This window comes from Bacteroidota bacterium, assembly GCA_016699695.1.
Taxonomy (GTDB): Bacteria; Bacteroidota; Bacteroidia; order Bacteroidales; family UBA10428; genus UBA10428.
The window spans coordinates 1,926,979-1,944,341 of the sequence record CP065006.1; the positions used below are offsets into that span (position 1 = coordinate 1,926,979).

Below are 17,363 nucleotides of genomic sequence, written 5' to 3' on the forward strand. Positions count from 1 at the left end.
ATTATGGCTCTGATTATATTTTATTTCTATCGGTAAAGAATATTGCTTTTACTGTTCAGCAAGTATTGATATACCTGGCCTATTTCATGGTATTAAACCACTGAAGGGCTATTTCAACAAATGCCAGTCCCGATTCTATATGCCCAACGGTTTCAATTTTTGTGAATGTAACACTTTCCGACCCCTTACTTACCATTTGATTGTACATATCTTCTGAATCAGATATTGGTATTCTGTCGTCATTTATGCTGTGGATTATCCTTAGTGTGCCTTTGGGCACCCAATTGTCTACGCTGTTTTCGGTGAGTGCGTCCATCAGCCTTTCTTCCCTGTTATTTTTTAGATTGTGCAAAAATACCGGGTTCAGCAGGCTGTCGAAACTATAAGCCAGTTGTTGGTCTATTTCTTCGCGGTTGTATCCACCATCGATAAGGTAAGGTATTTCTGATGCATAAGGTTCCTGAAAAAAATCGATTAGGGGCCTGTTCCAGTCGTAAACAATATTGTACGAACTTAACAACAAAGCAAGATGACTTGGGGCTGAGTAATAATTTTTGTCGAGTGAATAATTCAACAGGTTTACAAGATTAAAACCTCCTGCCCCAACTGCTGTGGCGTCAATCTTTATGTCTAATTCAGGATGTTCTTCAATTTTTTTTAAGGTAGCCATGGCAATATAGCCACCCTGTGAATAACCGGTGAGAAATTTCTTTTGACTGGTTGGGATATTTTTTTCCTTAATAAATTCTTCGCAGGCGAAAAGGAAGTCTATCATGGAATTTGCAGAGTGTTCGTAATTTTGAATTGGGAATAGCTGGTCCCTGGATATACCAAAACCGATCATATCTGGAATCAGGGTAATGTATCCGATCGATGCAATGAATTCAAAACCTGTAAAATGGTTGGGTAAATCGAAACGCGACGGCGCATCTTCATCAGCAAAAATGAGCCCGTTCCCAACTAGCATCATTGGCATAGAGTCCGAAGTTATGGGCAATGAGATTATACCTGAAGCAATTATTGGTTCTCCTTTGTATGTTGTACGATAGGTTATGACATATAATTTAATAGAATAGTGTAAATAGCTCGAAAATTGAGGATAACCAGCTAGTTGGGCCGTCATACTGATTACACTTTTTGATACATCGTCTCTGTAAATAGATTCAACCAGATAGTCATTCACCTGCACCGGTATAATCTGATTGTCTTCTTTACTGCAGGATACAACAATTGAAAGCGCCAACGAAAGGGATGTGTATTTTAGTATTGATAATAGGGAATTTTTTGATTGCATATTGTTTCGTCGGTAAAGAATGACGCAATATATGAATTATAACTAATTTACTAATATACCCCCATTTGTTAAATCCCTGTTGACCTTTTACGAAAACCTCTGCATTGTTTTTAATCCGGATTGGGTCATATACATTTCACCGGGTTCTTACGATGTAAATCGGAATCGGTTCCCCGCCCCTTGGGGCAAGACAGATAAATATCAGCCTATGAATATCACTATTGGAACTTCGACCACAGTTCAACTGGGGTAATGCTAAGAATTTCGTTAAATGTCAATGCAATAATTAATATAAAAACAAGATAGCTCAGCAGCATCCCAATTTGCAAGAAAGATATCTTTTGTATATCCTGTCTGGCTTTAACATCGCATATTTCACCCGGGCAATACTGTGCTTTTTCTTTATAGAACCATCCATAAAACAGGCAACCCAGACAGATGCCAAAAGCCGATTCGAAAAACAGAAAAATCAGGCAGAACAGGCAAATAATTCCGCTAATAGCACTGTACGAATTCACCACTACCATAAGTATAAACATGGTAGCTGCGAGAATTATTCCAATAATCCAGGCAAATTTCTTTTGGGCCGCACCTACGTATTCCGGATTTTGCCGCCTGACAATTAAGCGGCCTAAAACCAATGTTGGCGCGTATTTGGGACTGATGAAAACGCGAATCAGAAAATCGGCAAGAAAAGCCGTGATGACATATTTTATGAGTATAAAGTTGCCTTTTAAGACTATTAACATCAACGACAAAAAGGTGAACAAAAAGAGTATTCCGGCCGCAGCCCTGATTTCTCGTTCATTTAAAACCGGAATGGAATAACCTTCGACGGTTTCACCAAATTTTAATTTATTCTTCATAATGCATGTGATTAATTATATACTTCTTCTGTTTTTCTTTCGATCTTTAATTTCAACTTTTGTTTCACCTGTTCGGGCGAAATTTGCGAGCTACTTCTTTTGTCATGCTTGCTTGCCTTTCCTGCTATTTCTTTCAGTGTTTGTATCAATGTATCAATCTCCACTTTTGTATTTTGCATTCCAAGGCTGATGCGCACAACCCCCGGTAGTTCTAGTTTCGGAATAATACTAACAATCAATCCCTGAAAGCGTTCAAGCTTGGCCGGAATTTTAAGCAAATGTTTAATGAGTATGTGCGAACAATGACAACCGCTCCTCACCCCAATACCTCCTTGTAAGGCAAGTTGTTTGGCTACTTTGAAAGGCATAACTCCTTTCAGGCTAAAGACAATTACTCCGCCTTTACGGTGAAAATCAGCTGCATATGTATCGCTTAATCCATAAATAGTTATTCCCGGTATTTGTGTTATTTTTTCAAGCGCATAGGCCAGAAGTTGCTGTTCATGGTTGCAAATCAGATCCATTCCGATTCTTTGTAATAGAACAAAGGCCTTGCCCATGGCTGCAATGCCCACCACATTTTCTTCGCCGGAAAGCTGTATTTGTTTCAACCTGTCTGTTTCGAAATTCAACAGACCCTTTCGGGCAATCAGGGCGCCACTACCAAAGGGGGCATACATTTTATGGGCCGAAAAGGCCAGGTAATCAATTCCACATTCTTCCAAATCGATTTTACGGTGGGCCACCAGCTGGGCTGCATCAACCAGCAGGAGGGCATGGTACCGGTGCACAATTTCACTAATTTTCTTTAGGTCGTTACACACACCCAGCACATTCGATGCACCAGAAACTGCTACCAGTTTTATCCGCTTTTTTCCAAACTCATTATTCAGATTATAGGCCTTTAATAGTGATTCCAGCTCATTCAAATCAATAAATCCATTGGCATCAATTTTCAAGCGCAAAATGGATAAGCCTTGCACTGCGCGCCAGGGCAATTCGTTCGAGTTATGTTCGAGCAGGGTGTTCAGTACAAGGGGTTCAGTGTCATCCGATAACTGGTGTTTAAAACTTTCGGCCACCAGATTGATGGCTTCTGTAGTATTCGAGGTAAAAAGAACATCATAGTTTTTCAGGTTAAAATTCAATGCAACAGAACATATCAATTTTACTTCCTGAATGATTTCCTGCTGAACCTGCCGGGGTTGAACACAAGCCTGAAATACAGCTTCCAGAATAGGAGTGAAGGTAGGGGTGCTGGCTGCATTATCAAAGTTGATAAATTGTTTGTCGCCTTTTGTTGTCGGAACAATGCTATTGTGTCCAATCAGCGCCTTGTTGAGTTCTGCCAACAGCTCTTTGCCCGAAAAAGGTTTCAGGCTGTCGTGATACAAGATTTCCTTTACTGTACTTTGTGGAACTGTAAAAGTCCTGAAAATATCATTTCCATATTTGCGGGTTAACTGCAGCGCGTGGGCAAATGCGATGATGTTGACAATGGCCGGAGTTCCGGCTTCGAATTTATCGGGTGTTTTGGCCCATATAACCCATTTGGGAGCCACAAGACGGGCAGTTCCGCCCCCGGTCTGAAAAGTAATTTTGGTGCTCAGGGCTTTTCGTTCTACAGCCAGGGCATATACACCTATAGGCAAGCCATATTCAGCAGCCGACAAACTCCTATAATTTGCGGGACTAAGCTGAGATTTCAGCATTTCTGCACCAAGCCGGGTACAAAAGATTACCACATGGTTTTTGCTTTTTAAACCAAGGCTTGCCAACACAATTTCTCTTGCCTTGTCGAACAACCGAGTGGTAACCATGGAGTGATACCCGCTTCCACGGTGTACATTGGAATAGGTTTCGAGTACTGATCGAATTACATATCTGAATTCATCAATAGCATTTTGGCTGATTTCCGGTTTGGTTTCTGATTTTTCCATCAGCTTTAAATGGGTATTCACTTGTTCTCTGTAAGTTAAGCTTTTCTTTGCTTTCATTCTTGCTTGCATGTAGTTTAAAAATATAGCTTGTACATTAAGTTAGGGAAGAAGCCAAACTGCCTTACATAGCCGATTGAATTGGGTTCTGACTCGTTGTAGTACTCGTTAATTCGGGCGGTATTATTGGTAACATTGAGCAAATCGATAAATATCTCATGGGCTGTATTTTCACGGTTGAAAATGTAACTAAAGGAAATATTCAACTGAAAGACCTTGTCCAACGATTCATTAAAAGCTTTCTCATAGTCGTAGTATTCATTATTTTCGGGGTCAACCATCAGGTCGCCGTTGCTATTGCGCAACAGGGGAATGTACTTTTGTCCACCCTGAAAAAATGCACGGGCATTCAGACTCATTGTTTGATTTTCTTTTCGGCCAAGTCCATGAAATTCTTTTCCCACCAATAAGTTGGTAAGATAAGTATTGTTGTAGCGGGTATTGCGCTCAACACCTTCGAGCGATTGATAGGCCGAGTTGAAAAGCGAGGCATTTACCATGAAGAAATAGTTACCATCGAAAAAGCGTTCGATTGTAATCTCGGCTCCATAGTTTTTCCCTGTACCCTTGTTCACAAGCTCCAAATAGCGGTATTCGAGTCCCTCGTTGATGGTTGCAAAATAACTGGTATCGAGGTTTTCCACTGGCAAATTGTAGAGGTACTGATAATAGAGCTCCACTTTTGCCATTAAGTTTTTCGAGAAACGCCTTTCATAGCCAAGTACAAAATGATGTGCTCTTAGTAATCCAAGATTTTTATTGGGTTCGGTGATACCACCATTTTCCTGTTTCACTTTTGCAAAATAGTGATGAATGCTTTCCATGTTGCTGTGGTTGCCATAACCCGCACTAAACGAATTTTTTTGATTCAGGTTCCAGCTTGCTGCAATTCGGGGCTCCAGTGTACTTTTTTTGTTGTAGATAACATTTAAATTGTGGATGCCGGTAACAATGCTGAAGTTTTCGGATACTCTGTATTTCCAGCTGATAAAATTTTCGAAGGTTGGTATCTGTTCCTTAAAATCGACAACAGTAAACAAGCTATCTGTTTCGGGCTGAACCATGCTTTGTTCAAATTCATAATCCATTATACTATATTTGGTTCCTATCTGAATTTTGTGTTTGGCATTTATTTTATTGTGATAGGTAACCGAAGCCCGATAGGCCGATTTTTGGATATTGTTATCGAAAGTCTGGCGTTTGTTGTAGGTTGAATCGGAAACAGGCTCACCATTTGTATCAAATACCCGTTTCGATTCGTAAAGCTTATCCGAGATTCCGTTTCCAGAGAAACTAAGTGTTGATTTCAGATAGCTTCGCCTGTTTATTGGCAGGGTATGATTCAAACCTGTATTTAAAAGGTAATTCCCTTTGTCGTAATCTTTCTGAATATCTTCATAAACTGATTTACTGAATCCGACAGATGCCATCTCTGGTGCTATATCCTCTATTTTCGTTCCACTTAATCCGCCCAGGGCAAAGAGAGAAAATGAGCCAATATTTCGGGTTGGAAGTACAATTTTTAAAGTAGCATCCTGGTAACTTGGAATGCCATTGATGTCTATCAATCCTAATTCGCTGATCAGAGAGGCGGTGGAGTAACGGTAGTTTAACAGGTACGATCCTCCATACCCGGCTTTTACGGGACCTTCTAAAGTTACATCAGTTCCCAGTAAGCCTAATCCAACCGAGCCTTCAAACTTTTCGTTGTTCCCGGCCTTGAGTCTTACATCAAAAACACTCGACAACACATTACCATATTCAGGAGCAAAGGCACCGGTATAAAAATCCGAAGCTTCGAGCAGATTGTTATTCAGTGCTGTTAGTCCTCCGAATGAGGCATTCTGATCATCGAAATGATAAGGACTTGAAATTTCGACTCCTTCCAGTTGCCATTGCATATACTTAGGCGCATTACCCCTTACAATGATATCGCTGCTGCCATCGGGCGTATTGGCTGCACCGGCAAAATTCGATACAATACGCGAAGGATCCACAAAACCTCCGGCATAACGTTTCGATTCTTCCACAGAAATGGAACGGGCGCTTAATAAAGCCATGTCATTGATAGCTTCTCCTTTGTTTTTAGTGGCCTTCACCACTACCTCTTCCATTTTATGGGCCGACTCATGCATTTCGAGGTTAAAAATGACTTCTTTGCCTGAAGTTACCTCAATGTGGGAGATAGTTTTCGATTCGTATCCTAAGTAAGAAATCTCGAGAGTGATACGTCCTATGGGTACATTTTCCAGTCGATAGTTTCCTTCGGCATTTGTAACCGTGCCAATTTTTGGAGTAGTGCCATTGATCATTACTGTGGCACCAATCAAGGGTAGCTTGCTGTCGCTATCTGTGAGCTTTCCGCGAACAGTTTGCATAAATTCCTGCCCACTGGCTAAAGCCAGCTGCAAGAGTAATCCGATCGTTAAAATAATGTTCCTTTTCATAAATATTAGTTTAATATTTTTATTTTCGATTGTTTACCTTTTTAACCCTCGATGAAGGCTTTTTGTATCTGCATTTACTTTTTTCAGGACATACCTCTTCCAGGTGACCATCTTGTGGATGCTTCCGAATGAATCAAATTGCATTAAAACGATTTAGTATTTTCAGGCTGCCTTACGGAGGCTTTGAGAGGATATTATTGCTTCTTCATGTTTTTATGGTTTTGTTGTCCATCAATTTGAATTTAAAATATTACCGCAAAGGCCTTTGAAAGCATTTTGGCCATAAAGAGGAAGCCTCTGAACAACTGCAACCAATTTTTAAATATCCAGTAGCCAAGGCAAACGATAGCAATTGTTTTTTCAAAAGGTTGAAGATTATCGAATAGAATGAACGCCAGGACCAACATTCCTGCACCTTCGGCCAGACTTATCTGCATTGATTCCTTCATGACTATTCCTTTCTTTTTACTTTTTTTAACTCCGCGGTTGGTACCAGAACTGTTCGATTATTCCACATTTCGGGTGTGTAGGCATATTCAATTTTAAATTTCATGAGCAGAGGTTGTTTCACTTCTTCGAATTTTTCAGGTTCGATTTCCTCTGTGTTGAGCACCAATAGTTCCCACGAACTGTTAATATCAAAGAAGATTTCCAGTTCCATTTTTATTTCGTTTAATTCCTTATCGGTTAAAAACCGTTTTTGCTTTTTTATAATGGATAATTCGCGTTCGACACGTGCCGATTCGTTCTGATTGGCCGAAATATACCTGATAAAGTATCCGTTTTTCCCTTTTTCGAAAAGTACACGGCCTTTCTTCATGTTCATGGAATGTTCGAATCCAAGCACATCGAATTGTTCGGTCTGTACACCTTCGGCAAATTCAAAATCGAGCTGCAGAACCGCATAGGTCAACATGGAAATATACATTGTACCTTGAAATTTTCCGCGGCTTTGCGGGGTAAAGCTGATTTTATAAACCTGTTCATCGTTGTACATCGAAAAGCCTTCTTTTTTATAGCGATACTTTGCCGGGTCTGTGATAAATTCCCAGTTTTTACTATCGATGGTGCTGTAATCGCTCAGCAGAGAGACAATTTCGGCTTGTACAAATTTGGTTTCGACTGTATAGTTGGTGGGGTCGTTTTTGTATTCTTTCCAGATTGAATCGTTCGTGCCGTTCTTGTCAAGCTTCTGGCTTAGCAGGCCCGATCGGATTTTATAGTAAACATCCGGTTCAGCCTTGGTTTTTTCGATGTCTTCGAAAAGCACACTCAACTTACTTTCAATTTCTTTTGTGATTGCCTGGTACGATCCCTCTTCGAGCGAAATTGCCTGCACAGGCAGCAGCTTATAGTTTTCCTTTAAGTTGAATAAATCAATCACGGCATCTTGATATTCAATAAATTCGCGAGGCATTAAATCTAAAAGTTCGTCGAATGTTTTGCGGTCCAGACCTACAAAATCCGATTTTTTAAGTGTGATTTTATTCGTTTCAGGAAAGGGTGTCTTTTCGTAAGTATGAAAGAAAATACTCCTTTTTTGAGGTTTATCAGGGTAATTTGCAGCAAAGTTTTTTCGCACTAAAGAGAGTATTTCGCGCACTTCGAGTTGTTTCGAAGATACATGCACCTCGCGCAGTTTAATGGAAGAGGGCTTCATTTCTACCTGAGTTAACTGCTGGAGTTTCGAAGCCCTGATTTTCAAGGTTTCATAACCCATGTAATAAAACATTACTGTATCGCTGGGCGAAATGCCATCCATGGCAAGCACATAATTACCCTCGCTGTTCGAAACGGTTCCTTTTTGCTGGCCCGAAACCACAATATTGGCAAAAGCCAGGGGTTCCTTTGTTTTGGCATCAAGCACAATACCCTTTATTGGGTCATTGGCTGTAAGCCGGCTACTCAAAAAGCAAAAGAATAATATGCCAAATACTATTTTCATTTTGTGGTTGAAATTTATTGAGCCTGAAATGCAAATGGAGCTGAAATGATGGGATAAGCTTTTAGCTGGTATTGAAACAAAATCTGGTTGATTGTGCACCCGGCCTGTTTTTCGATACCTAAAACGGCTGGCGGAAAAAAGTAAAATACCGTACTACGAAGATTGGATTTCATGGTGGCAACTTTTAGTTTTTTGCATCTGCATCAATCAAAGTATCATTTTTCAGTTTTGTTATAAGTGTAGTTTTTCCTAGTTAGCCATTATGTTATTATTTTCGATGTGCACTTCGCCTCTTGTTTTGTAGCTCACGTATTTAAAGCTGTTGTTTTTACCGGAGAACAAGACGCCATTTTGAAGCTCCAGTCTGATGGAATCGGAAGTAAAGTTTTCGAGCCGGATCTGTGCTCCCTCTGCAGCATGTATCATGCAAACCAAAGGCATGGTAACCCGTGCATAAACAGTGTCTGTTGCGGAATGTGCCATTGTAGTATCTATGTTTAGTACAGCTGTTTCCTGAACTACCACCAGAGCTGGTTTGAATGATGCATTTCCCTTTACTGCCAGTTCAATCTTAAAATCTCTGCCTTGTCTAACTTTAACCTTCCAATGGGCTGGTACCGATAAGCTGCTGAAGGCAGGCACTTCGACCGGAATATACTTTAACTCCTTGTCTGCATCCGATACCAGTGTGCGGACATCCATACGCAATACTGCAAGTGCCGAAATAAGTAACAACAATATAAAGGCTGCAGTGGATAACAAGAGTATTTTAGATTTTTTCATTGTTGTAATGCTTTGGTTTACAAATCATTTTTCAATTTTTATTAGTTTGAGGGAATTCCACTCTCGGAGCCTGTTTTGTTGTTTTTCATGTAGTCGCGGTGATAGGCGGTAACATCATCCATGGTAAGGTCCAGCAGGCTTAGTGCCCTGAAAAAACGGGGTAATTCCTGACTTACAAATTCCTCTTTGCGCAATATTCGTGTTTTTTCATAACCATTTTCTCCTACAAAATAGCCAATGCCTCGTTTGTTGAAAATGATTCCTTTTTCCTGTAAATAGTTGTATGTACGCATAACTGTATTTGGATTTACTTCGATACTAATTGCTATTTCCCTTACCGAGGGTATGCGGTCTCCTTCTTTCCATTTGCGAAGCAAAATGTTCTCACAAAAGTGGTCGGCTATCTGTAAATAAATAGCCTGGCTATCACTGAATTCCATATTATACCTCCTTCTCTTTTAATCCCATATAGCCTATTACCCAGCCCAGAGGGGCCAATATCCACCAGAAAAGCCACACCGCAAATTGCCAGAACCTGTAAACAGGCATTTGGAGCAAAGCATTGTCTTTTGTAAAATAATCTTCGTCGAGTGTAAACATGTCTGCCAGCACCAGGTAAAAGACAAGTCCACATGCCAGCGCGAACAAAACCAGCGAGAGTATTGTCTTTGGAAATACATAGCCTTTAAAAGTGGTGGCCCCGGCCAGAAAAATACCCTGAAGCACAAAATAATATTTTGCAGCCTGCACAGAAATATGACCGAAGGGCTCAAAAGGCAGAAAAATGATACTCCGGAATACCACAGAACCCAAGGCATTGGCCATGGCTGCATAGATAAAATAAGCAAGAGTATAAACCACAATCCATCCTACGGAGGTGAGTAACCACATGCTAAGAAATTTTTCGAAGCCAGAAGCAGGCAATGTCAGATATCTGTAACGTTTTAGTGTATTGCTCAAATCGTTAAAAGCAAGACTGCTCAAGATAAAGCCACCTGTAATCAGGCTGAAAGCAAAAGTTCCTGCATGCGAATAAACCGAAAGGTCGGCATCAAAAACAATGGCAAGAACAAATCCTAACACAAACAAAAGACCGAAAACCAGGGCAAAGGTCAGTAGAATTCCTTTCAGGCTTCTGAAAAGTTCCATTTTCATCAGAAGCAAAAACCTTGATATATTGAAGTGATTCGTTGGTTTCATGACTTTAAGAATTAAATATTTCTGTAATTCGATGCGTGTTACTGATTACGGCATTAAACAGCATTTCCAGACTTATGTTGGTTTCTGTCATGCTGGTGTTTTGTCTCACTACCGAATACCCGGTCAGGGAAGATTCGGAATACACTACCGTGCTATTGTCAGGTGCCTGGGTTTGCCTGGAGAATGTCAGTTTCTCAGAAATTTTCTCGATGCTCTGGTGAAAAACAATTTTACCTTCATCCAGAATTATGATGGGGTCAATCAGGTTTTCCATATCACGCACCTGGTGAGTGGAGATAATAAAGCTTCGTTCTTCGTGAATGGCATTGGCCACTATTTTGCGAAACTGACTTTTCGATGGGATGTCGAGTCCGTTAGTAGGTTCATCGAGAATTAGCAGGCGGCAATCTGTGGCCAGGCCGAACGATAGTAGAAAGTTCTTCTTTTGGCCATACGACAAGTCTGTAAGTTTTTTGTCGCGCGGTAGGTTGAATTCGTTGAGGTATTCGTCGAGCAAACTATGGTTAAACCGTGGATAAAACGGACTATATAAACTCACAAAACGCTCCATTTTCATCGAGGGTAACGAAAACTCTTCGGTAACCAGGTATATTTCGCGTAAAAATTGGGGAGCACGGTTTTTTGGCTCAAAGTGCATGACATCCACACTACCTTTTTTGGGGAACAACAAACCGGTAATCAGGTAAAGTAAAGTTGATTTTCCGGCTCCATTCTTTCCAAGCAAGCCATAAATATTTCCGGCTGGCAGTTGAACAGACAGCTGGTCAAAGAGCATTTGCTTGCGGGAATAACTAAAACAAAGGTTTTCGATTTGTATCATTTTGTTTGGTTAATTAGTGTATTACATAACTAATACACTGCAATAGTACGATCAAATTTTTCACTTTCCAAATATTTTATCGATTTTTTTATTCTGTTTTCGAAAATGCGACTTATAAAAAACCCTTCTTTCATTATACATTCAAGGTTTCACGATATCTAAAAAAAAAAAGTGTGCATTCTTTTGCTAATGTTGAAAATTAATATAAATTTGGGCTTATATAAATGAATGCTTATATAAATATATATTTATATGGATGAGTTAAAAAAGTTGCAACTAATTTTTCAAACCCTATCTGATTATAACCGTCTTGGCATATTAAAGTCCATAGCAGACAAGGAATGTGCTGTTGGAGAGATTGTGAAGGCAACTAATCTCTCGCAACCTCTTGTATCGCATCACCTTAAAATACTGAAAGAAAATGGAATTCTCGAAACTAAAAGAAATGGTCCTTTTATTTTTTATTACCTGCGAGACAATAAAATACTATATGCTATTAACCTTTTTTTAGAGCTTTTTGAAAATTCAGAAATAAAGCAAAACCCAGGTTACAGGTTTTGTCCAGATTGGATAATTCACAAATACAATACTAACGAATAGGAGGAATGTGCCATGCTTTTTAAAGAAAAACTCATGAACAAAATGATGGACAATCAATTCAAAAATATGTCCTCAGATGATAAAAAACAAATGATGGATTCTATGATGGAAAAGTTCTTTTCCAACATGTCGGAAGATGAAAAAAAAGAAATGATGTCGGGCATGATGCCAAAAATGATGGGACAAATAATGGGCAAAAACCCAATGATGGGCATGATGTCGATGATGATGGGTAAAAAAGGTGATTCAACCAATGTAGGTGGTCAAAACACCAAAATTCCAATGGATATGTGCGGCGAAATGATGACTGGGTTTAAAGAAACTGCAAACACTGCAAAGTTTGCTACACCTGAACTAAGAGGCCTGTTTGACGAATGGTGTCAGCAAATAGAAACAGAGATATTGGATTTTATAAAAGAAAAAAAATCTATAAAACTAGACGAATTATCTGCCAAATTTAATCTTTCGGAAGAGAGTCTGAGATATCTGCTTAGCAGATTGGCCAGTAAGAATTTAATTGATTATAGGATTAGATAAAGACACGCCTAATATAACCCAAGCATTATCCAATTTGATTGTAAGCATAGGTTAATTAAGACCATTTCGTAAAACAAAAAATGCAAGACCCTAATTTGGGGATACAAATATTAAGAAGGTTTGCTTTAGTTATAAAAGCGAGTCTTACTTTGTCAGCTTTGTAATTTGAGATGTGAGCCAATCAACCAAATTTGCCAATGATTATTTGATACATTTATGGTTATTTAAATCATTCCTTTGAAAATCAACCAATCAGAGGCACAGCTAACGCCATACTTAAAAATCTATAGGTTTATTATTCGCCTCTTTTCAAGCAAGTCACGGACCTTAATTTGTCTTTGGATAATACAATACCAAAAATGATTAACCTGTTTTTAACACGTGCACAAGCATTTATGCCTAAAAAATGAACTAATTTTAAATCATGAAAAAATGGTTCTCCATCCTGTTTGTTTTTTTCTATTTATCGGTCACCTCGATCGATGCCATTAATTTTCATTTCTGTCATGGCAAGCTGGTAAATGTTTCTCTCAACATCCCTACAAAGTCTTGTTGCAGCGATCTCGCTACTGTTCATTGTGCTTGTTGCGCCAATGTGCTGGTAGATATTGAAGTGGATGAGAATCAGCTAACAGCAGGTGCAGCTACAGAGGTAATTTGTAAATTTTCTGTTGCCAGTCAACTAAGTGATGCATTTTTATTTCAACCCGAACTGGCAGCTTCCGACAAGACTAAATTTCCAGATCTTTCTCCGCCATTGAGCGTACATCCTCCATTTTATCTTGTTTATCATTCGTTTCTTTTTTACCATTCTTAAACTGTATTTGATTTTTCTGCCGGAAAACATTCAGTTTAATAATTTTAAAATTTACTATCATGAAACGATTGATAATCTTTTTCGACCTGATATTTCTTTCCTTTATTTTTTCGAGTGGTGTTTTGGCCCAGCAAAGCAATCAAACCGAAGCGAAATTTAGTGTACCGGGTGTATGCGAACAATGCAAAGCCCGCATCGAAAATGCAGCCTATATAAAAGGTGTAAAATTTTGCGAGTGGAACATAGACACCCAAACACTCAAAGTAGTTTACAATTCCGATAAGGTATCGTTGGAAAGTATTCAAAATAGCATTGCTTCAGCCGGGCATAATGCCGGTAACATAGAGGCCGATTCTATTGCCTATAAAAAACTCCCATCGTGCTGCGCTTACCGCGATGGAGTTCAGGTACATTAAACTCGACATGAAGCAAACGATTTGTTTGACCTTACTTTTTCTTGTATCTCTTGGAGTTGGAGCGCAGCCAGCCCCGGAAATCATTACAGGAAAAGTCTTCGAGTTGGAGCAGGGACAACAGCATCCCCTTTCGGGGGCCAATATTTATTGGGCAGGTACCACGCAAGGTACTATTTCCAAACCTGATGGCAGCTTTACCATCCAACGAAATACTTCTACCAATCTTTTGGTGGTAAGCTTTTCGGGCTATAAGGCCGACACACTTATAACCGATCAGTTGAATTATTTCGAAATTTTGCTCGATAACGTTTACGAAATCGAAGGAGTAGAGGTAGTAAAACGAAGCAAAACTACCAGTTTTTCCATGATCGATCCGATAAAATTTGAAAAAATATCCGAAACAGAACTTCTCAAAGCGGCTTGCTGTAATCTTTCGGAAAGCTTCGAAACCAATGCCTCCGTCGATGTTTCGTTTACTGATGCCATCACCGGTACCAAACAAATTCAATTATTGGGACTGGCTGGCCCCTATACTCAGATTACACGGGAAAACATTCCTGATATAAGAGGTTTATCGGCTATTTATGGCTTGGAGTTTATTCCCGGAACATGGATAGAAAGCATTCAGCTTAACAAAGGAACCGGTTCGGTAATCAATGGGTTCGAAAGCATCGCAGGGCAGATTAATGTGGAACTTCGCAAACCCGAATCTGCTGAAAAACTCCATTTTAATGCCTATGTTAACCAGGATTCGAGGGTGGAAACCAACCTAAATCTCGCTCATAAAATTAACGACAAACTTTCTACTGGTCTTTTGTTGCATGCCCGCACCCAGCAAACCCAAATGGATGGCAATGACGATGGTTTTATGGACAAACCACTTGGTGAGCAGTTGATTCTGCTTAACCGATGGAATTATGTGACAACAAATCGCTGGGAATCGCAGCTTGGGCTTCGGGCAACTTTTAACCGCAATACAGGAGGACAGATGGGTTTTCCTGAAAATACTCCTTCCGGTTTATGGGGTCTGAATATGGAAACCAACCGCCTCGAAGGATGGCTGAAAATTGGTAAAGTGTTCGATAAAAATCCCGCGCAAAGCATCGGAACCCAATTTTCGGGTCTTGTACATGATCATAATTCCACCTTTGGTGAAAAGCATTATGCTGGAAACCAAAAATCGCTTTATGCCAATGTAATATTTCAGTCGGTGCAAGATATTTCTCACAGTTATAAAGCTGGGTTCAGTTTTCAGTACGATGGATATGCTGAAACGCTGGACAGCCTAGACTTTCAGAGGCAGGAATTGGTGCCAGGTATTTTTGCTGAGTACAATTATTCCTTAAATGACCATTTCGACCTGGTTATGGGAATGCGCGCTGATTACCACAATCTTTATGGAGTATTTTTTACTCCCCGGGTACATATTCGCTATGCCCTGGCTGATCGTTCGGTCATGCGTTTCTCAGGTGGTCGTGGTCAGCGTACAGCCTCCATTATTGCAGAAAACAATTCTGTATTGGCTTCGTCACGCAGCTTTATCATCCGTCCATCGAAAGAAACTTTACCCTATGGTCTGGATAAAGAAGTAGCTTGGAATTTTGGAACAAATTTTACCCAGAATTTTAAATTGGGTTACCGCGAAGGAACACTTTCGGCAGATTATTACTATACCCATTTTACCAGCCAGGTTGTAGTGGATATGGATCAAAGTCCGCAGGAAATTACTTTCTATAACCTGGAAGGTAAATCTTACGCAAGCAGCATGCAGATTCAGCTCGATTACGAATTGTTGCCACGTTTCGATATACGACTGGCTTACCGTTGGTACGAGCTGCGTACCCAGTATTTGTCGGGTATGTTGCAAAAACCTCTGGTTTCGCCACACCGGGCCTTTGCCAACCTGGCTTATCGTACCCGTAGTCATTGGAGCTTCGATTATACTGTGCAATGGCAAAGCAGCAAGCGTATACCCTCCACCGAATCTAACCCCGAAGCTTATCGTCTCAGTAGCCATTCACCCTCTTTTTTCCTGATGAATGCACAAGTGAGTAAGCAATGGGCTGAAAAATACGATGTGTATTTAGGGGTAGAAAATATTCTTGGGTTTAAACAACCGAACCCAATACTTGCTTCATCTGACCCTTTTGGCGAGTATTTCGATGCTTCGCTTATCTGGGGACCCGTTTTTGGTCGTATGGTTTATGCCGGTGTAAGACTTCGTATACCCTAGTAATTGAAGGTAGAAAATATATTTCAGGCAGATGCAATAGCCAGGTAAGATACTTTTACTCCAGGTGTGCGCAACAGCTCTTCCATACAAGCCTCAGAGGTAGCCCCAGTGGTAACCACATCGTCCACTACCAGAAGGTGCTTACCTCTTAACACTTCGGGTCGGGTTACCTGAAAGGCTCCTTCTACATTCAACCAGCGTTCGTAGCGGGTTTTGGCTGTTTGGCTGCGGGTGGCTTTGCAGCGGATGACTGCCTCATTTTCAAGAGGTATGTTTAAAATGGTGCTTAAGCCTTTCGCAATCATTTCGCTCTGGTTATAACCTCTTTTACGTTGGCGCGAAACATGCAATGGGATTGGAATAATCAAATCGGCAAGGGCATAGGGTGTACCCTGAAGTTTAACACCTGAAATTTTACCCAGCACAATGCCAATTTCGTTTTTCCCTTTGTATTTTAAATTGTGGATTAGATGCTGCAAAGCACTGCCTTTTTCAAAAAATAATACCGAAGCAGCATTCTCCAAACCAATTCTACCCCAGAATAAAGATGAAACTGGATTATCGGCAGATTTCCAATAATGTGTAAAAGGCAATTTAGCCAGGCAAGAAGTACAAATCCTGTTTTCGTTGCCGGCTAAAGGGTCGCCACAAGCATCACAGAGCCCGGGAAACAACAAATTTAAAAATGCCTTAAAGTAGCTTGTTAGGACCAACTATCAATTTATTTTAATTTCATGTGTTACCTTGAACGATTTGCGATACATGGCACTCACACCACAATACTTCTCCTGCGACAGGTTGATGGCTTTTTCGAGTTTATCCAAGGGTAAATCGTTACCACCGAATTTGTAAACAATGTGCATGTGGGTATAAACTTTCGGATGATCTTCGGTCATTTCGGCCGATACATCTACATCGAAACTGTCGAGCTTAACTTTCATTTTCTCTAAAATCGACACTACATCCATGCCTGTGCAACCAGCAAGTGCAAGGAGCATAAGTGGTTTAGGCCGTGGTCCTTTTTCATCGCCGCCAGATTCTTTTTTTGCATCTACTTGAATTGTATGTCCATCAATTTCGGCAGAAAAACTCATTTTTCCTGTCCAGTTTACATTCAGTGTTTCTTTCATAATTTTTAGTCTAATCATTTATTGGATTCCAATCGAGAGAACAAGAAAATTGCTGAAACGTTCATTTCTAAAAAGCACAAAAAGCCTTCACACTTGAATAAGAAGTTGATAAGCAGTTGTTTTGAAAGATACAAAATTACCTGTGTGATACAGAATAAAAATCAGCAATATTTTATGGAAAGTCAATGAAGCTCCCCGCAGCAAGCTGACGAGGTATCTGCAAAGGAATTTATTTTATTCGCCTCAAGAGGCGGGGT

Annotated in this window: 18 protein-coding genes; 5 read left to right on the forward strand and 13 right to left on the reverse strand. The window is 40.1% G+C overall.

Annotated elements, in window-relative coordinates; all coding sequences use genetic code 11:
- Positions 1-79: 79 nt before the first annotated feature.
- The 11 genes from IPM71_08185 to IPM71_08235 all read right to left on the reverse strand — a co-directional run bounded on the left by IPM71_08185 (position 80) and on the right by IPM71_08235 (position 11,373).
- Positions 80-1,294 (reverse strand): hypothetical protein, encoded by a 1,215-nt coding sequence (locus IPM71_08185; protein QQS52698.1) that lies wholly within the window; start codon positions 1,292-1,294, stop codon positions 80-82.
- A 218-nt stretch (positions 1,295-1,512) separates the two neighbouring features.
- On the reverse strand, positions 1,513-2,160 hold the full coding sequence (locus IPM71_08190) for a DUF4395 domain-containing protein (GenBank protein ID QQS52699.1): 648 nt from the start codon (positions 2,158-2,160) through the stop codon (positions 1,513-1,515).
- Between the two features lie 11 nt (positions 2,161-2,171).
- Positions 2,172-4,157: an aminotransferase class V-fold PLP-dependent enzyme gene (locus tag IPM71_08195; GenBank protein ID QQS52700.1), complete on the reverse strand. Its 1,986-nt coding sequence runs from the start codon at positions 4,155-4,157 to the stop codon at positions 2,172-2,174.
- 17 nt (positions 4,158-4,174) lie between these two features.
- The gene (locus IPM71_08200) at positions 4,175-6,604 is read right to left on the reverse strand and encodes a carboxypeptidase-like regulatory domain-containing protein (protein ID QQS52701.1); all 2,430 of its coding nucleotides are present in this window, start codon (positions 6,602-6,604) and stop codon (positions 4,175-4,177) included.
- 242 nt (positions 6,605-6,846) lie between these two features.
- The gene (locus IPM71_08205; GenBank protein QQS52702.1) at positions 6,847-7,053 is read right to left on the reverse strand and encodes a hypothetical protein; all 207 of its coding nucleotides are present in this window, start codon (positions 7,051-7,053) and stop codon (positions 6,847-6,849) included.
- Positions 7,054-7,055: 2 nt separating this feature from the next.
- A complete protein-coding gene (locus tag IPM71_08210; GenBank protein QQS52703.1) occupies positions 7,056-8,549 on the reverse strand; it encodes a carboxypeptidase-like regulatory domain-containing protein in 1,494 nt (497 codons plus the stop codon).
- 14 nt (positions 8,550-8,563) lie between these two features.
- Complete coding sequence (locus tag IPM71_08215) at positions 8,564-8,722, reverse strand: hypothetical protein (GenBank protein ID QQS52704.1); 159 nt, start codon at positions 8,720-8,722, stop codon at positions 8,564-8,566.
- 76 nt (positions 8,723-8,798) lie between these two features.
- Positions 8,799-9,332, reverse strand: a complete 534-nt coding sequence (locus IPM71_08220; GenBank protein QQS52705.1) for a DUF2807 domain-containing protein — start codon at positions 9,330-9,332, stop codon at positions 8,799-8,801.
- 41 nt (positions 9,333-9,373) lie between these two features.
- Positions 9,374-9,772: a GntR family transcriptional regulator gene (locus tag IPM71_08225; protein QQS52706.1), complete on the reverse strand. Its 399-nt coding sequence runs from the start codon at positions 9,770-9,772 to the stop codon at positions 9,374-9,376.
- A gap of 1 nt (position 9,773) precedes the next feature.
- Positions 9,774-10,532, reverse strand: coding sequence for a hypothetical protein (locus IPM71_08230; protein QQS52707.1), 759 nt, complete (start codon positions 10,530-10,532; stop codon positions 9,774-9,776).
- 4 nt (positions 10,533-10,536) lie between these two features.
- Positions 10,537-11,373 (reverse strand): ABC transporter ATP-binding protein, encoded by an 837-nt coding sequence (locus tag IPM71_08235; GenBank protein QQS52708.1) that lies wholly within the window; start codon positions 11,371-11,373, stop codon positions 10,537-10,539.
- Between the two features lie 252 nt (positions 11,374-11,625).
- Here IPM71_08235 and IPM71_08240 point away from each other — a divergent pair, with 252 nt between their 5' ends.
- The 5 genes from IPM71_08240 (at position 11,626) to IPM71_08260 (ending at position 15,976) form a co-directional block, all read left to right on the forward strand.
- Complete coding sequence (locus tag IPM71_08240; protein ID QQS52709.1) at positions 11,626-11,973, forward strand: helix-turn-helix transcriptional regulator; 348 nt, start codon at positions 11,626-11,628, stop codon at positions 11,971-11,973.
- Between the two features lie 42 nt (positions 11,974-12,015).
- Positions 12,016-12,510, forward strand: a complete 495-nt coding sequence (locus IPM71_08245) for a hypothetical protein (GenBank protein QQS52710.1) — start codon at positions 12,016-12,018, stop codon at positions 12,508-12,510.
- Positions 12,511-12,934: 424 nt separating this feature from the next.
- The gene (locus tag IPM71_08250) at positions 12,935-13,327 is read left to right on the forward strand and encodes a hypothetical protein (protein QQS52711.1); all 393 of its coding nucleotides are present in this window, start codon (positions 12,935-12,937) and stop codon (positions 13,325-13,327) included.
- Between the two features lie 59 nt (positions 13,328-13,386).
- The gene (locus tag IPM71_08255) at positions 13,387-13,743 is read left to right on the forward strand and encodes a cation transporter (protein ID QQS52712.1); all 357 of its coding nucleotides are present in this window, start codon (positions 13,387-13,389) and stop codon (positions 13,741-13,743) included.
- A gap of 7 nt (positions 13,744-13,750) precedes the next feature.
- Positions 13,751-15,976: a TonB-dependent receptor gene (locus IPM71_08260; protein ID QQS52713.1), complete on the forward strand. Its 2,226-nt coding sequence runs from the start codon at positions 13,751-13,753 to the stop codon at positions 15,974-15,976.
- Between the two features lie 23 nt (positions 15,977-15,999).
- Here IPM71_08260 and IPM71_08265 read toward each other — a convergent pair whose 3' ends face one another.
- Positions 16,000-16,689, reverse strand: a complete 690-nt coding sequence (locus tag IPM71_08265) for a ComF family protein (protein QQS52714.1) — start codon at positions 16,687-16,689, stop codon at positions 16,000-16,002.
- Between the two features lie 3 nt (positions 16,690-16,692).
- Positions 16,693-17,106, reverse strand: a complete 414-nt coding sequence (locus IPM71_08270) for an OsmC family protein (GenBank protein ID QQS52715.1) — start codon at positions 17,104-17,106, stop codon at positions 16,693-16,695.
- Between the last annotated feature and the right edge of the window lie 257 nt (positions 17,107-17,363).

Bases quoted from the DNA above. Each gene is read 5' to 3' on its own strand.
- IPM71_08185 (QQS52698.1), bottom strand. From the start codon at position 1,294: ATGCAATCAAAAAATTCCCTATTATCAATACTAAAATACACATCCCTT.
- IPM71_08190 (QQS52699.1), bottom strand. From the start codon at position 2,160: ATGAAGAATAAATTAAAATTTGGTGAAACCGTCGAAGGTTATTCCATT.
- IPM71_08195 (QQS52700.1), bottom strand. From the start codon at position 4,157: ATGAAAGCAAAGAAAAGCTTAACTTACAGAGAACAAGTGAATACCCAT.
- IPM71_08200 (QQS52701.1), bottom strand. From the start codon at position 6,604: ATGAAAAGGAACATTATTTTAACGATCGGATTACTCTTGCAGCTGGCT.
- IPM71_08205 (QQS52702.1), bottom strand. From the start codon at position 7,053: ATGAAGGAATCAATGCAGATAAGTCTGGCCGAAGGTGCAGGAATGTTG.
- IPM71_08210 (QQS52703.1), bottom strand. From the start codon at position 8,549: ATGAAAATAGTATTTGGCATATTATTCTTTTGCTTTTTGAGTAGCCGG.
- IPM71_08215 (QQS52704.1), bottom strand. From the start codon at position 8,722: ATGAAATCCAATCTTCGTAGTACGGTATTTTACTTTTTTCCGCCAGCC.
- IPM71_08220 (QQS52705.1), bottom strand. From the start codon at position 9,332: ATGAAAAAATCTAAAATACTCTTGTTATCCACTGCAGCCTTTATATTG.
- IPM71_08225 (QQS52706.1), bottom strand. From the start codon at position 9,772: ATGGAATTCAGTGATAGCCAGGCTATTTATTTACAGATAGCCGACCAC.
- IPM71_08230 (QQS52707.1), bottom strand. From the start codon at position 10,532: ATGAAACCAACGAATCACTTCAATATATCAAGGTTTTTGCTTCTGATG.
- IPM71_08235 (QQS52708.1), bottom strand. From the start codon at position 11,373: ATGATACAAATCGAAAACCTTTGTTTTAGTTATTCCCGCAAGCAAATG.
- IPM71_08240 (QQS52709.1), top strand. From the start codon at position 11,626: ATGGATGAGTTAAAAAAGTTGCAACTAATTTTTCAAACCCTATCTGAT.
- IPM71_08245 (QQS52710.1), top strand. From the start codon at position 12,016: ATGATGGACAATCAATTCAAAAATATGTCCTCAGATGATAAAAAACAA.
- IPM71_08250 (QQS52711.1), top strand. From the start codon at position 12,935: ATGAAAAAATGGTTCTCCATCCTGTTTGTTTTTTTCTATTTATCGGTC.
- IPM71_08255 (QQS52712.1), top strand. From the start codon at position 13,387: ATGAAACGATTGATAATCTTTTTCGACCTGATATTTCTTTCCTTTATT.
- IPM71_08260 (QQS52713.1), top strand. From the start codon at position 13,751: ATGAAGCAAACGATTTGTTTGACCTTACTTTTTCTTGTATCTCTTGGA.
- IPM71_08270 (QQS52715.1), bottom strand. From the start codon at position 17,106: ATGAAAGAAACACTGAATGTAAACTGGACAGGAAAAATGAGTTTTTCT.